Here is an 11,924-nt window from a genome sequence, read left to right as displayed (position 1 = left end):
CACCTCACATATTTAATTACGCAGAAAACTAAATTTTGCTTTTTCAAAAAAGAAAATTGCATTTTGCTGAAAAGGTAGTACAATAGTCTTTGTGTATTTTGGAGATAACTCAGGTCTAAAAAAGAAACTCCTGGGTGTGTGAACAAGATAATCAAATTTTAGGAGGAAAAAGTTTATGCCAACCATAAACCAATTGGTAAGAAAAGGTCGTCACACTAAGACGACTAAATCAAAGTCACCAGCTTTAAGCTATGGCTACAACAGTATGAAGAAGGAATTAGTAAACAACCCTGCACCACAAATGCGTGGAGTTGCAACTCGTGTTGGTACTATGACACCAAAGAAGCCAAACTCAGCTTTACGTAAGTATGCTCGTGTTCGTCTTTCTAACTTAATCGAAGTTACTGCCTACATCCCAGGTGAAGGTCACAACTTGCAAGAACACTCGGTTGTTTTAATCCGTGGTGGACGTGTAAAGGACCTTCCTGGTGTACGTTACCATATTATCCGTGGTGCCCTTGATACTGCTGGTGTTGATGGCAGAAAACAAAGCCGTTCTAAATACGGTGCTAAGAAAGACTAAAGGAGGAGTTAAATAATGCCTAGAAAAGGACATATAGCTAAAAGAGATGTTTTGGCAGATCCAGTATACAACTCAAAGCTTGTTACTAAATTAATCAACCACTTAATGCTTGATGGTAAGAGAGCTAAGGCATCTTCAATCCTTTACGATGCTTTTGACATTATCAAAGATAAGACTGGTAAAGAACCACTTGAAGTATTTGAAGAAGCAATGAACAACATTATGCCAGTTTTGGAAGTTAAAGCTCGCCGTATCGGTGGTTCTAACTACCAAGTCCCAGTTGAAGTTCGTCCTGAAAGAAGAACAACTTTGGGCTTAAGATGGCTTGTTTCATACGCACGTTTACGTAATGAACACACAATGGATGAACGTCTAGCTAATGAAATCATTGATGCTTCAAACAACACTGGTTCAGCTGTTAAGAAACGTGAAGATGTACACCGTATGGCTGAAGCTAACCGTGCATTTGCACACTATCGTTTCTAATTTTATAAGGAGAGAATGAATTTATGGCTAATAAACGTGAGTTTCCATTAGAAAAAACACGTAATATTGGTATCATGGCCCACATTGATGCGGGTAAGACTACCACTACTGAGCGTATTCTTTATTACACTGGTAAGATTCATAAAATTGGTGAGACCCACGAAGGTGACTCACAAATGGACTGGATGGAAGAAGAAAAAGAACGTGGTATCACTATTACGTCTGCTGCTACTACAGCTCAATGGAATGACTACAGAATTAACATCATTGATACCCCAGGACACGTTGACTTCACTATCGAAGTTGAACGTTCCCTACGTGTTCTTGATGGTGCCGTAACTGTTCTTGATGGTCAAGCAGGTGTAGAACCACAAACCGAAAACGTTTGGCGTCAAGCTGAAACTTACGGTGTTCCTCGTATTGTTTTTGTTAACAAGATGGATAAAATTGGTGCAGATTTTGATAAGTCTGTTACTTCTTTACATGAACGTCTAAATGCTAACGCAATCGCTGTTCAAATGCCTATCGGTTCTGCTGATACTTTTGAAGGTGTCATCGACTTAATCAACATGGTTGCTGATGTTTATGATGAAGACAAACTTGGTTCTAAGTGGGACACTATTCCAGTTCCTGATGAATACAAGGAAGAAGCAGAAAGACGTCGTAACGAGTTAATTGAACAAGTTGCTGACGTTGACGATGCAGTTATGGAGAAGTACCTTAACGGTGAAGAAATTTCTGTTGATGAAATAAAGGCTGCTCTTCGTAAAGCAACTTTGGAATTAAAGGCTTTCCCTGTCTTTGCAGGTTCAGCATTTAAGAACAAGGGTGTTCAAATGATGCTTGATGGTGTTGTTGATTACTTACCATCACCATTAGACGTTAAGCCTTATATTGCTCATGATCCTAAGACTGATGAAGAAGTTCAATTGATTGCTGGTGACGACAAGCCATTCTCAGCTTTAGCATTTAAGATTGCTACTGACCCATTTGTTGGTCGTTTAACTTACATTCGTGTTTACACTGGTTCACTTGAATCAGGTTCATACGTTTTAAACGCATCAAAGAACAGTCGTGAACGTGTTGGTCGTTTATTGCAAATGCACGCTAACTCAAGAAGTGAAATTTCTGAAGTTTTCTCAGGTGATATCGCTGGTGCTATCGGTTTGAAGAACACTACTACTGGTGACTCTTTAACTGACCCAGATCATCCATTGATTTTGGAAAGTTTGGAAGTTCCAGATCCAGTTATTCAAGTTTCAATTGAACCTGAATCAAAGGCTGACCGTGATAAACTTGATGTTGCTTTACAAAAGTTAACTGAAGAAGACCCAACTTTCAGAGCTGAAACTAACGCTGAAACTGGTCAAACATTGATTTCAGGAATGGGTGAATTGCACCTACAAATCATGGTTGAACGTATGAAGCGTGAATTCCACGTTGAAGCTAAGATTGGTGAACCACAAGTTGCCTACCGTGAAACCTTCACTAAAGAAGCTAAAGCACAAGGTAAGTTTGTTCGTCAATCAGGTGGTAAGGGTCAATACGGTGACGTTTGGATTGAATTTACGCCAAATGAAAGAGGTAAAGGCTACGAATTTGAAGATGCCATCGTCGGTGGTGTTGTTCCTCGTGAATTTATCCCATCAGTTGATGCTGGTTTGCAAGAATCAATGAAGAACGGTATCCTTGCAGGTTACCCATTGATCGATGTTAAGGCTAAGCTTTACGATGGTAGTTACCACGAAGTCGATTCATCAGAAGCTGCCTTCAAGGTTGCTGCATCTCTTGCTTTAAGAAATGCTGCTCCTAAGGCTGGTGCTGTAATTCTTGAACCAATTATGAAGGTACAAGTTATTACTCCTGAAGAATACTTGGGTGACGTAATGGGTTCAGTTACTGCTCGTCGTGGTACAATGGACAACATGGTAGACCGTGCTGGTGCCAAGGTATTGAATGCAATGGTTCCACTTGCTGAAATGTTTGGTTACGCAACTACTTTACGTTCATCAACTCAAGGTCGTGGTACATTTACTATGGTATTTGACCACTATGCTGCAACTCCTAAGTCAATTCAAGAAGAAATTATTAAGAGTCGTGGCGGTAACAACAATAACGCTGAATAATTTTAACTAAACAATTTGTTTAATCGAGCTATTGGTAAATCCAATAGCTCTTTTTGTTTAAAAATAAGCAAATTTCTTGCTATATCGAGCCATAGATAGTAACTTAGGCGCTGTTGAAAAATTTTAATTTTAATTTTTGAAAAAAGTATATTAATTAATTGGTCAAAATCGAGAAAAATATCCTAAAACCCTTGATATCTAGCCATAAAATCGGTATACTAGTCTTTGTGCGCTTAGGGTGTACTATGCTCTAATGCACATATTGTTGTAAAGCGTTGATGCAAAAGGTTGCGGCACACCAGGCTGCATTGCCACAGAGGTGGTGCCGGGAATTTTTGCGGAGGCTAGTCATCTTTTAAAAAGAAGACGTTGAGGAGGTAATTCAATGGCAAGTCAATCAATTCGTATTAGACTTAAGTCTTACGAACATGGTATTCTCGATGAATCGGCTGCTAAAATTGTAGAAACAGCTAAGAGAACTGGTGCTGAGATCTCAGGTCCAGTTCCACTACCAACAGAAAGGGTTTTGTTTACTGTTCTTCGTTCACCACACAAGAACAAGGACTCACGTGAACAATTTGAAATGCGTACGCACAAGCGTTTAATCGATATTTTAAGTCCTACACCTAAAACTGTTGATTCTTTAATGAAGCTTGATCTACCAAGCGGCGTTGACATCGAAATCAAATTATAATTTTTAAAAAGAAAGAGGTGTAATCATGACCAAAGGAATCTTAGGAAGAAAAGTCGGTATGACTCAAGTCTTCACCAAAGATGGCATCCTTGTTCCTGTAACTGTTGTCGAAGCAACTCCTAACGTTGTTATGCAAGTTAAGACTGTTGAATCAGACGGTTACGAAGCAGTTCAATTGGGATACCAAGACAAGCGTGAAGTTTTGAGCAACAAACCAGAAAAAGGTCATGCTGAAAAAGCAAAGACTTCGCCTAAGCGCTTCATACGTGAAATCCGCGGAGTTGAGCTTAAGGACTACGAAGTCGGCTCAGAAATTACTGTGGACACATTTAAGGAAGGTGACGTCGTAGACGTTACTGGTACTACAAGAGGTCATGGATACCAAGGTAACATTAAGCGTTGGGGCCAATCACGTGGACCTGAAACTCACGGTTCAAGATACCACAGAGTTCCTGGTTCAATGGGTTCCATCATTAACCGTGTACCAAAGGGCAAGCGTTTGCCAGGTCACATGGGTATGAAGAAAGTTACCATTGAAAACTTAGTAATTGAAAAAGTTGTAGCAGACAAGAACGTATTACTTATCAAAGGTAACGTTCCAGGTGCTAAGAACTCATTAATTACTGTTAGATCTGCTGTTAAGAATAGTAAATAGGAAGGAGGACTAGAATGGCTAATTTAAAAGTTATCGATCAAAAAGGTAAAGATGCCGGTGAAGTTACTTTAAAAGATGAAGTATTTGGTATCGAACCAAACGAAAGCGTAGTTTTCGACGCAATCATCAGACAAAGAGCTGGCAAGCGTCAAGGTACCTCAAAAGTTAAGAACAGATCTGCTGTTCGCGGTGGTGGTAAAAAGCCATGGAAGCAAAAAGGTACTGGTCGTGCTCGTCAAGGTTCTATCCGTTCACCACAATGGCGTGGCGGTGGTGTAGTCTTCGGACCAACTCCACGTTCTTACGCATATTCAATGCCAAGAAAGCAACGTCGTTTGGCTATCAAGTCAGTTCTTTCCCAAAAGTTGATTGATAAGAATTTGATCGTTTTAGACCAGTTGACAATGTCTGCTCCTAAGACTAAAGAATTCAAGTCAATGTTAGACAGCTTAAATATTGAAGGTAAAGTACTTGTAGTTTCAGAAGACAAGAATGTACAACTTTCAGCTAGAAACTTACCAAAGGTTAAGGTTGTTCCTATCAACGGTTTAAACGTTGAAGACGTTGTCAACTATGACAAATTGATCTTGACTAAGGATGCTATTGAGAAGATTGAAGAGAATGTTGAGGGGGCTTCGAGAAAATGAGTGCACATGATATCATTTTAAGACCTATCATTACTGAAAAGTCAACGAACTTAATGGATGATAAGAAGTACACTTTCAACGTGCTTTTAACTGCAACCAAGACGCAAGTTCGTAATGCTGTCGAAGAAATTTTTGATGTCAAAGTTAAGAAAGTTAATATCATGAATGTTCGTGGTAAAGACAAGCGTGTTGGTCGTTACACTGGTAAGACTGCTCGTACGCGTAAAGCAATTGTCACATTAACTGATGATTCAAACGACATTAAGATTTTCAAAGACGAAAATCAAGAAGAAAATAAGTAATAGGAGGTCAGTCAATTGGCTATTAAAATTTATAAGCCAACCACAAATGGTCGCCGTAATATGACTTCTTCCGACTTTGCTGAGATTACTAAGACTACGCCAGAACGTACCTTACTTGAATCTCAATCACATACTGCAGGTCGTAACTCATATGGTCGTATTACAAGTAGACACCGTGGTGGTGGTCATAAACAAAAGTACCGTATCATCGATTTTAAGCGTAACAAGGACAATGCAAAGGCTGTTGTTAAGTCTATTGAATATGATCCAAACAGAAGTGCTAACATTGCGCTTTTACACTACACTGATGGTATCAAAGCTTACATTTTAGCTCCTAAAGGCTTAAAAGTTGGCGCTGTTGTTGAATCTGGTCCAAATTCAGATATTAAACCAGGTAACGCTTTACCATTAGCAAACATTCCAACTGGTACTTCAATTCACAACATTGAATTAAGACCTGGCAAAGGTGGACAATTCGTAAGAAGTGCCGGCACCAGTGCTCAAGTTTTAGGTAATGACGGTAAGTACACTTTAGTTAGATTACAAAGTGGCGAAGTTCGTAAGATTTTGTCAGCTTGTCGTGCAACTATCGGTGTTGTTGGTAATGAACAACACTCATTGATTCAATTAGGTAAGGCTGGCCGTAGTCGCTGGTTAGGCAGACGTCCACAATCTCGTGGTTCTGTAATGAACCCTAACGATCACCCACATGGTGGTGGTGAAGGTAAGGCTCCAGTTGGTCGTCCACAACCTATGACTCCTTGGGGTAAGAAAGCTCGTGGTATTAAGACTAGAGATAGTAAGAAAGCTAGCGAGAAGTTAATTATTCGTCACCGTAAGGGTAGCAAGTAACAGAAGGAGGGTTAATTAATGAGCCGTAGTATTAAAAAAGGGCCTTTTGCTGATGCATCATTGCTGAAGAAAGTCGATGCACAAGCAGACACAGAGAAAAAACAGGTTATTAAAACCTGGTCGCGTCGTTCAACTATTTTCCCTTCCTTCGTTGGTTTGACTATAGCTGTTTACGATGGTAGAAAACATGTTCCAGTTTATATTACTGAAGACATGGTTGGTCACAAGTTAGGTGAATTTGTTCCAACGAGAACTTTCCACGGACACAAGACATCTGACGACAAGGCCACTGGAAAATAGAGGAAGGAGAAACACTTAAATGGCAGAACAAATTAGTTCAGCTAGGGCTGAAGCAAGAACTGTTCGTATTGCTCCAAGAAAAGCACGTTTGGTCGTTGATTTGATTCGCGGCAAAGATGTTGCTGAAGCATTAGCAATCTTGGAATTTACGCCTAGAGCTGCTTCCCCAATCGTTGAAAAAGTTTTACGTTCAGCAATCGCTAACGCAGAACATAACTACGATCTTGAAAGTGCTAACCTTTACGTATCTGAAGCATACGTAAATGAAGGTGCTACTTTAAAGAGATTTAGACCGCGTGCCAAGGGTATGGCTTCTCCAATTAACAAGAGAACTAGTCATGTAGTTGTTGTAGTTTCAGAAAAGAACGATTAAGGGAGGTATATTAATGGGTCAGAAAATTAACCCAAATGGTTTTCGTCTCGGCGTAATTCGTGACTGGGAATCTAAATGGTATGCTGACAGAGGATTTAAAGAAACCTTAAATGAAGACTTGAAGATTAGAAACTTCATTTCAAAGAAATTAAAGGATGCCTCTGTTTCTACTATTGAAATTGAACGTGCAGCAAATAGAATCAACGTATCAATTAATACCTCAAAACCTGGTATGGTAATTGGTAAAGGTGGTTCTGAAGTTGAAGCTTTAAGAAAACAATTAAATGCATTAACTAAGAAGCAAGTTCACGTTAATATTGTTGAAATTAAGAAGCCAGATCTTGATGCTAAGTTAGTTGCTGACAGTATTGCAGCTCAACTTGAAGCTCGTGTTGCTTTCAGACGTGCTATGCGTCAAGCAACTCAAAGATCTATGCGTGCTGGTGCTAAAGGAATCAGAGTTCAAACTTCTGGTCGTTTAAATGGTGCCGACATGGCAAGAAGAGAATGGCACACTGAAGGTCGTGTTCCATTACAAACTTTAAGAGCTGACATTGATTACGCTTGGGTAAATGCCTTCACTACATACGGTGAAATTGGTGTTCAAGTATGGATCAACCGCGGAGAAGTTTTACCTTCAAAGAGTAAAAATCCTGCAAAAGCTGTGAAGGGAGGAAACAAATAATGCCTCTAGTACCTAAAAGAGTAAAGCACCGTCGTGAATTCCGTGGAAAGATGCGTGGTGCTGCTAAGGGTGGTAAGACCATCGCTTTCGGCGAATACGGTTTACAAGCTCTTGAATCTCACTGGATTACTAATCAACAAATCGAAGCTGCCCGTGTTGCGATGACTCGTTACATGAAGCGTGGTGGTAAAGTTTGGATTAGAATTTTCCCTCAAAAGTCATACACTGCCAAAGGTGTTGGTGTCCGGATGGGTTCCGGTAAAGGTGCACCAGCTGGTTGGGTAGCTGTAGTTAAGAGAGAAAAGATTATGTTTGAAATTGGCGGAGTTAGTGAAGAAGTTGCTCGTGAAGCTTTAAGACTTGCTTCAACAAAATTGCCAATTAAATGTAAGTTTGTGAAAAGAAGTTCGGAAGTAGGTGGCAATTCTAATGAAGGCTAAGGATATCAGAGCACTAACCACTGATCAGATGTTGGACAAGGAAAAGCAATATAAAGAAGAACTCTTCAACTTGCGTTTCCAACAAGCAACGGGTCAATTAGAAAATACCGCTCGTCTACGCAAAGTCCGTAAAAACATCGCTAGAATTAAAACAATTCTAAGTGAAGATGCATTGAAGAAAGATTAGTGGAAGGGAGTTATTAACTTGAGCGAAACAATCGAAAGAAATCGTCGTCACGTATATCAAGGTCGAGTAGTTTCAGATAAGAATGACAAGACTATCACAGTTGTTGTTGATACTTACAAGAATCACCCTGTTTACAAGAAGCGTATCAAGTACTCCAAGAAGTACTACGCACAAGACGAAAAAAATGAAGCTAAAGTTGGCGATACTGTTCGTATCATGGAAACCCGTCCATTATCTCGTACAAAGCGCTTCCGTTTAGTAAAAATTGTCAAGAAATCTGTATAGTTTTGCGGATTTAGTGAGGGGAGGATTAAATAGTGATTCAAAATGAATCCCGTTTGAAGGTTGCTGATAACTCTGGTGCCAGAGAACTATTAGTTATTAGAGTCTTAGGTGGATCAAGACGTAAGACCGGTAACATTGGTGATATCGTAGTAGCAACTGTTAAACAAGCAACACCAGGTGGCGTTGTCAAAAAAGGTGACGTTGTCAAAGCTGTCATTGTTAGAACAAAATCAGGCGCACGCCGTGAAGATGGTTCATACATCAAATTTGATGAAAATGCCGGCGTTGTAATTAATGCAGATAAGAGCCCACGCGGTACTCGTATCTTTGGGCCTGTTGCACGTGAGTTGCGTGAGCACGACTTTATGAAAATCGTCTCTCTTGCTCCTGAAGTCTTATAATTAAGTGAGGTGCACTGATGTTTGTTAAAACTGGTGACAAAGTAAAAGTTATTGCCGGAAAAGACAAAGGCAAAGAAGGTACTGTTCTTTCTGTTAACGTTAAGAAAAACCGTGTGGTTGTTAAAGGCGTTAATACAATTAAGAAACACCAAAAACCTTCTCAAACCAATGCTAATGGTGGTGTAGTTGAATCTGAAGGTTCAATCCACGCATCAAACGTTAAGGTTATTGCTAAGTCTGAAAGCAAAAAAGAAGAAACTAAGAAATAGGAAGGAGGACACAAATGGCAAATTATTTAGCAGAAGAATATAAAGAAAAAATTGTTCCTGCATTGCAAGAAAAGTTTGAATACAGCTCAGTTATGCAAGTACCTAAAATCGAAAAGATCGTTTTGAACATGGGTGTTGGTGACGCTGTTACTAATGCAAAGAACTTGGATGAAGCTGTCGAAGAATTAGCTTTAATCTCAGGTCAAAAGCCTTTAGTAACTAAGGCTAAGAAGTCAATCGCTAACTTCCGTTTACGTGAAGGTATGTCTATCGGTGCTAAGGTTACCCTTAGAGGAGATAGAATGTATGACTTCTTGTACAAGTTAATTAGTGTTTCACTTCCTCGTGTTCGTGACTTCCGCGGTGTTTCAAGCCGTTCATTCGATGGTCGTGGTAACTACACTTTAGGTATTAAGGAACAACTTATCTTCCCTGAAATTGACTTTGATAAAGTTAATCGTACAAGAGGTTTAGATGTTGTTATCGTTACTACTGCCAACACTGATGAAGAAGCTCGTGAGCTTTTAAGTCAATTTGGTATGCCGTTTGCAAAATAATGGAGGACACTAATGGCTAAAACATCACAAAAAATTAGAAATCATCGTCCTGCTAAGTTTTCTTCACGTGAATACACTCGTTGCGAGAGATGTGGTCGTCCACACTCCGTATATCGTAAATTTGGTTTATGCCGTATTTGCTTGAAGGATTTAGCACACAAAGGTCAAATCCCAGGTCTTAAAAAGGCTAGTTGGTAATACGGTTAGGAGGATAGCATAAATGGTCATGACAGATCCGATCGCAGATTACTTGACTAGAATTAGAAATGCCAACATGGCAAAGCATAGTTCAGTTGAAATTCCTGCATCAAACATTAAAAAATCTATTTCAGAAATTTTGAAACGCGAAGGCTTCATCCGTGATTACGAAGTTACTGATGACAACAAGCAAGGCATGATTAAGATTTTCTTGAAATATGGTCCAGACGGAGAACGTGTCATTTCAGGCTTAAAGCGTATTTCTAAGCCAGGTCTTAGAAACTATGTAAGTGCTGAAAACTTACCTAAAGTTCTTAACGGTTTAGGTATCGCCATCGTTTCAACTTCTGCCGGTGTAATTACCGATAAAGAAGCTAGACAAAAAGACGTTGGTGGCGAAGTTGTTGCTTACGTTTGGTAATTTTGACAGAAAGGAGAACAATCAATGAGCCGTATCGGTTTAAAAACAATTGAAGTCCCAGATAGTGTCACAGTTACCAAAGATGGTGACAACATCACCGTTAAGGGACCTAAGGGTGAATTAACTAGATACTTTGATCCAAAGATTACTTTCAAGCAAGAAGATGGCAAGATCAACTTTTCACGTTCAAGTGAAAGTGATAAGGCACTTCATGGTACTGAAAGAGCTAACTTAGCTTCAATGGTTGAAGGTGTAGTTAATGGTTATAAGAAGACTTTGAAGTTAATCGGTGTTGGTTACCGTGCAACTGCACAAGGCAACAAGTTAACTTTAAACGTTGGTTACTCACACCCAGTAGAAATGACTGCACCAGAAGGTGTTTCCGTAAAAGCTACTTCAGCAACTGAAATTGAAGTAGAAGGAATTTCAAAGCAAAATGTTGGACAATTTGCTGCTGAAATTCGCGATGTACGTCCACCAGAGCCTTACAAGGGTAAAGGTATTCGTTACACTGACGAATACGTACGTCGTAAGGAAGGTAAGACAGGTAAATAGTAAATAAATTTTTGAGGTGAAATTGTGATTTCAAAACCAGATAAAAACAAGTTACGCTTAAAGCGTCACAAACGTATTCGTGGCAAAATTTCTGGTACTGCTGAGCGCCCACGCTTAAGCGTTTTTCGTTCAAATAAAAACATCTACGCTCAATTAATTGATGACGTAGCGGGTGTAACGCTAGCAAGTGCCTCATCTTTAGATGATTCTGTTGCAAAGGATTCAGCTAAAGTAGAACAGGCTCAAGCTGTTGGTAAGGCAATCGCCGAAGCAGCAAAAGCTAAAAACATTTCAAATGTTGTGTTCGATAGAAGTGGTTACTTATACCACGGCCGTATTTCAGCTTTGGCAGATGCCGCTCGTGAAAACGGATTAGATTTCTAGGGAAGGAGATAAATACATGGCAAACCGCAACGATTCTCGTAATAATCGCAGAAATAAAGACGACATCGAAGATCAGTTAGTAGCAATTAATCGTGTCACCAAGGTTGTCAAGGGTGGTCAACGAATGAGATTTGCTGCCTTGGTAATCGTTGGCGACAAAAAAGGTCGTGTAGGCTTTGGTACTGGTAAAGCTCAAGAAGTTCCAGAAGCAATCCGTAAGGCCGTTGAAGCTGGTAAAAAGAACATGATTACTGTTCCTAAGGTTGGTACTACTATTCCTCATGAGGTAATTGGACACTATGGTTCAGGTAGTATTTTAATTAAACCTGCCCCAGCTGGTTCCGGAGTTGCTGCCGGTGGTGCCGTTCGTATCGTTATGGATATGGCTGGTATCGCAGATGTTACTTCTAAGTCACTCGGTTCAAACACTCCAATTAATGTTGTTCGTGCAACTATTGATGGTTTGAAGAAGCTTAGAACTAGTGAAGATGTTGAAAAGCTTCGTCACGCAGATTTAGATTAGG

22 protein-coding genes are annotated in these 11,924 nt (G+C 39.8%); all 22 read left to right on the top strand.

Features of this window, described 5'->3' with window-relative positions:
- Positions 1 to 175: 175 nt before the first annotated feature.
- The 22 genes from rpsL to rpsE all read left to right on the top strand — a co-directional run bounded on the left by rpsL (position 176) and on the right by rpsE (position 11,923).
- Positions 176 to 583, top strand: coding sequence for a 30S ribosomal protein S12 (gene rpsL / locus DKL56_RS06170; RefSeq protein ID WP_046307589.1), 408 nt, complete (start codon positions 176 to 178; stop codon positions 581 to 583).
- 15 nt (positions 584 to 598) lie between these two features.
- Entirely contained in the window at positions 599 to 1,069 is a 471-nt protein-coding gene (gene rpsG, locus DKL56_RS06165) for a 30S ribosomal protein S7 (protein ID WP_046307588.1), read from the top strand.
- Positions 1,070 to 1,092: 23 nt separating this feature from the next.
- On the top strand, positions 1,093 to 3,195 hold the full coding sequence (gene fusA / locus DKL56_RS06160) for an elongation factor G (RefSeq protein ID WP_074425752.1): 2,103 nt from the start codon (positions 1,093 to 1,095) through the stop codon (positions 3,193 to 3,195).
- Positions 3,196 to 3,580: 385 nt separating this feature from the next.
- Complete coding sequence (rpsJ, locus tag DKL56_RS06155) at positions 3,581 to 3,889, top strand: 30S ribosomal protein S10 (protein WP_046307586.1); 309 nt, start codon at positions 3,581 to 3,583, stop codon at positions 3,887 to 3,889.
- A gap of 25 nt (positions 3,890 to 3,914) precedes the next feature.
- On the top strand, positions 3,915 to 4,544 hold the full coding sequence (gene rplC, locus DKL56_RS06150; RefSeq protein WP_046307583.1) for a 50S ribosomal protein L3: 630 nt from the start codon (positions 3,915 to 3,917) through the stop codon (positions 4,542 to 4,544).
- Between the two features lie 14 nt (positions 4,545 to 4,558).
- Complete coding sequence (gene rplD / locus DKL56_RS06145) at positions 4,559 to 5,191, top strand: 50S ribosomal protein L4 (protein ID WP_046307581.1); 633 nt, start codon at positions 4,559 to 4,561, stop codon at positions 5,189 to 5,191.
- The gene (gene rplW, locus DKL56_RS06140) at positions 5,188 to 5,493 is read left to right on the top strand and encodes a 50S ribosomal protein L23 (protein WP_046307577.1); all 306 of its coding nucleotides are present in this window, start codon (positions 5,188 to 5,190) and stop codon (positions 5,491 to 5,493) included. The genes rplD and rplW overlap by 4 nt, the downstream gene beginning before the upstream one ends.
- Before the next feature lie 15 nt (positions 5,494 to 5,508).
- Positions 5,509 to 6,345 carry a 50S ribosomal protein L2 gene (gene rplB, locus DKL56_RS06135; protein ID WP_046307576.1) on the top strand — a complete coding sequence of 279 codons (837 nt, stop codon included), beginning with the start codon at positions 5,509 to 5,511 and terminating at the stop codon, positions 6,343 to 6,345.
- A gap of 18 nt (positions 6,346 to 6,363) precedes the next feature.
- Positions 6,364 to 6,645, top strand: a complete 282-nt coding sequence (gene rpsS / locus DKL56_RS06130) for a 30S ribosomal protein S19 (protein ID WP_046307575.1) — start codon at positions 6,364 to 6,366, stop codon at positions 6,643 to 6,645.
- Between the two features lie 19 nt (positions 6,646 to 6,664).
- On the top strand, positions 6,665 to 7,018 hold the full coding sequence (rplV, locus tag DKL56_RS06125) for a 50S ribosomal protein L22 (protein ID WP_046307574.1): 354 nt from the start codon (positions 6,665 to 6,667) through the stop codon (positions 7,016 to 7,018).
- A gap of 13 nt (positions 7,019 to 7,031) precedes the next feature.
- Complete coding sequence (gene rpsC, locus DKL56_RS06120; protein ID WP_109715756.1) at positions 7,032 to 7,703, top strand: 30S ribosomal protein S3; 672 nt, start codon at positions 7,032 to 7,034, stop codon at positions 7,701 to 7,703.
- The gene (gene rplP / locus DKL56_RS06115; protein ID WP_046307568.1) at positions 7,703 to 8,143 is read left to right on the top strand and encodes a 50S ribosomal protein L16; all 441 of its coding nucleotides are present in this window, start codon (positions 7,703 to 7,705) and stop codon (positions 8,141 to 8,143) included. Before rpsC ends, rplP begins: the two co-directional genes overlap by 1 nt.
- Complete coding sequence (gene rpmC, locus DKL56_RS06110) at positions 8,133 to 8,330, top strand: 50S ribosomal protein L29 (RefSeq protein WP_046307567.1); 198 nt, start codon at positions 8,133 to 8,135, stop codon at positions 8,328 to 8,330. Before rplP ends, rpmC begins: the two co-directional genes overlap by 11 nt.
- A gap of 18 nt (positions 8,331 to 8,348) precedes the next feature.
- Positions 8,349 to 8,615: a 30S ribosomal protein S17 gene (gene rpsQ / locus DKL56_RS06105; protein WP_046307565.1), complete on the top strand. Its 267-nt coding sequence runs from the start codon at positions 8,349 to 8,351 to the stop codon at positions 8,613 to 8,615.
- 32 nt (positions 8,616 to 8,647) lie between these two features.
- Positions 8,648 to 9,016, top strand: a complete 369-nt coding sequence (gene rplN / locus DKL56_RS06100) for a 50S ribosomal protein L14 (protein ID WP_034980437.1) — start codon at positions 8,648 to 8,650, stop codon at positions 9,014 to 9,016.
- Between the two features lie 17 nt (positions 9,017 to 9,033).
- The gene (rplX, locus tag DKL56_RS06095; protein WP_046307564.1) at positions 9,034 to 9,285 is read left to right on the top strand and encodes a 50S ribosomal protein L24; all 252 of its coding nucleotides are present in this window, start codon (positions 9,034 to 9,036) and stop codon (positions 9,283 to 9,285) included.
- Between the two features lie 14 nt (positions 9,286 to 9,299).
- On the top strand, positions 9,300 to 9,842 hold the full coding sequence (rplE, locus tag DKL56_RS06090) for a 50S ribosomal protein L5 (RefSeq protein ID WP_046307563.1): 543 nt from the start codon (positions 9,300 to 9,302) through the stop codon (positions 9,840 to 9,842).
- 12 nt (positions 9,843 to 9,854) lie between these two features.
- Positions 9,855 to 10,040 (top strand): type Z 30S ribosomal protein S14, encoded by a 186-nt coding sequence (locus DKL56_RS06085; RefSeq protein WP_046307561.1) that lies wholly within the window; start codon positions 9,855 to 9,857, stop codon positions 10,038 to 10,040.
- Positions 10,041 to 10,062: 22 nt separating this feature from the next.
- Positions 10,063 to 10,461, top strand: coding sequence for a 30S ribosomal protein S8 (rpsH, locus tag DKL56_RS06080; protein WP_046307559.1), 399 nt, complete (start codon positions 10,063 to 10,065; stop codon positions 10,459 to 10,461).
- Positions 10,462 to 10,485: 24 nt separating this feature from the next.
- On the top strand, positions 10,486 to 11,016 hold the full coding sequence (rplF, locus tag DKL56_RS06075) for a 50S ribosomal protein L6 (protein ID WP_046307557.1): 531 nt from the start codon (positions 10,486 to 10,488) through the stop codon (positions 11,014 to 11,016).
- Between the two features lie 24 nt (positions 11,017 to 11,040).
- Complete coding sequence (rplR, locus tag DKL56_RS06070) at positions 11,041 to 11,400, top strand: 50S ribosomal protein L18 (RefSeq protein WP_074425750.1); 360 nt, start codon at positions 11,041 to 11,043, stop codon at positions 11,398 to 11,400.
- Positions 11,401 to 11,416: 16 nt separating this feature from the next.
- Positions 11,417 to 11,923 carry a 30S ribosomal protein S5 gene (rpsE, locus tag DKL56_RS06065; RefSeq protein ID WP_046307555.1) on the top strand — a complete coding sequence of 169 codons (507 nt, stop codon included), beginning with the start codon at positions 11,417 to 11,419 and terminating at the stop codon, positions 11,921 to 11,923.
- The last annotated feature ends 1 nt before the right edge of the window (position 11,924 follow it).

It is taken from the genome of Lactobacillus apis (genome assembly GCF_003150935.1).
Classification (GTDB): domain Bacteria; phylum Bacillota; class Bacilli; order Lactobacillales; family Lactobacillaceae; genus Lactobacillus; species Lactobacillus apis.
The sequence above is the reverse complement of the archived record's forward strand: the minus strand, read 5'-3'. Positions and strand labels throughout refer to the sequence as shown.

Coding starts and splice junctions, on each gene's coding strand:
- rplV (WP_046307574.1), top strand. CDS start 6,665: ATGGCAGAACAAATTAGTTCAGCTAGGGCTGAAGCAAGAACTGTTCGT.
- rplC (WP_046307583.1), top strand. CDS start 3,915: ATGACCAAAGGAATCTTAGGAAGAAAAGTCGGTATGACTCAAGTCTTC.
- rpsC (WP_109715756.1), top strand. CDS start 7,032: ATGGGTCAGAAAATTAACCCAAATGGTTTTCGTCTCGGCGTAATTCGT.
- rplD (WP_046307581.1), top strand. CDS start 4,559: ATGGCTAATTTAAAAGTTATCGATCAAAAAGGTAAAGATGCCGGTGAA.
- rpsG (WP_046307588.1), top strand. CDS start 599: ATGCCTAGAAAAGGACATATAGCTAAAAGAGATGTTTTGGCAGATCCA.
- rpsL (WP_046307589.1), top strand. CDS start 176: ATGCCAACCATAAACCAATTGGTAAGAAAAGGTCGTCACACTAAGACG.
- rpmC (WP_046307567.1), top strand. CDS start 8,133: ATGAAGGCTAAGGATATCAGAGCACTAACCACTGATCAGATGTTGGAC.
- rpsH (WP_046307559.1), top strand. CDS start 10,063: ATGGTCATGACAGATCCGATCGCAGATTACTTGACTAGAATTAGAAAT.
- rplF (WP_046307557.1), top strand. CDS start 10,486: ATGAGCCGTATCGGTTTAAAAACAATTGAAGTCCCAGATAGTGTCACA.
- fusA (WP_074425752.1), top strand. CDS start 1,093: ATGGCTAATAAACGTGAGTTTCCATTAGAAAAAACACGTAATATTGGT.
- rplW (WP_046307577.1), top strand. CDS start 5,188: ATGAGTGCACATGATATCATTTTAAGACCTATCATTACTGAAAAGTCA.
- rpsE (WP_046307555.1), top strand. CDS start 11,417: ATGGCAAACCGCAACGATTCTCGTAATAATCGCAGAAATAAAGACGAC.
- rpsJ (WP_046307586.1), top strand. CDS start 3,581: ATGGCAAGTCAATCAATTCGTATTAGACTTAAGTCTTACGAACATGGT.
- rplE (WP_046307563.1), top strand. CDS start 9,300: ATGGCAAATTATTTAGCAGAAGAATATAAAGAAAAAATTGTTCCTGCA.
- rplP (WP_046307568.1), top strand. CDS start 7,703: ATGCCTCTAGTACCTAAAAGAGTAAAGCACCGTCGTGAATTCCGTGGA.
- DKL56_RS06085 (WP_046307561.1), top strand. CDS start 9,855: ATGGCTAAAACATCACAAAAAATTAGAAATCATCGTCCTGCTAAGTTT.
- rpsS (WP_046307575.1), top strand. CDS start 6,364: ATGAGCCGTAGTATTAAAAAAGGGCCTTTTGCTGATGCATCATTGCTG.
- rplX (WP_046307564.1), top strand. CDS start 9,034: ATGTTTGTTAAAACTGGTGACAAAGTAAAAGTTATTGCCGGAAAAGAC.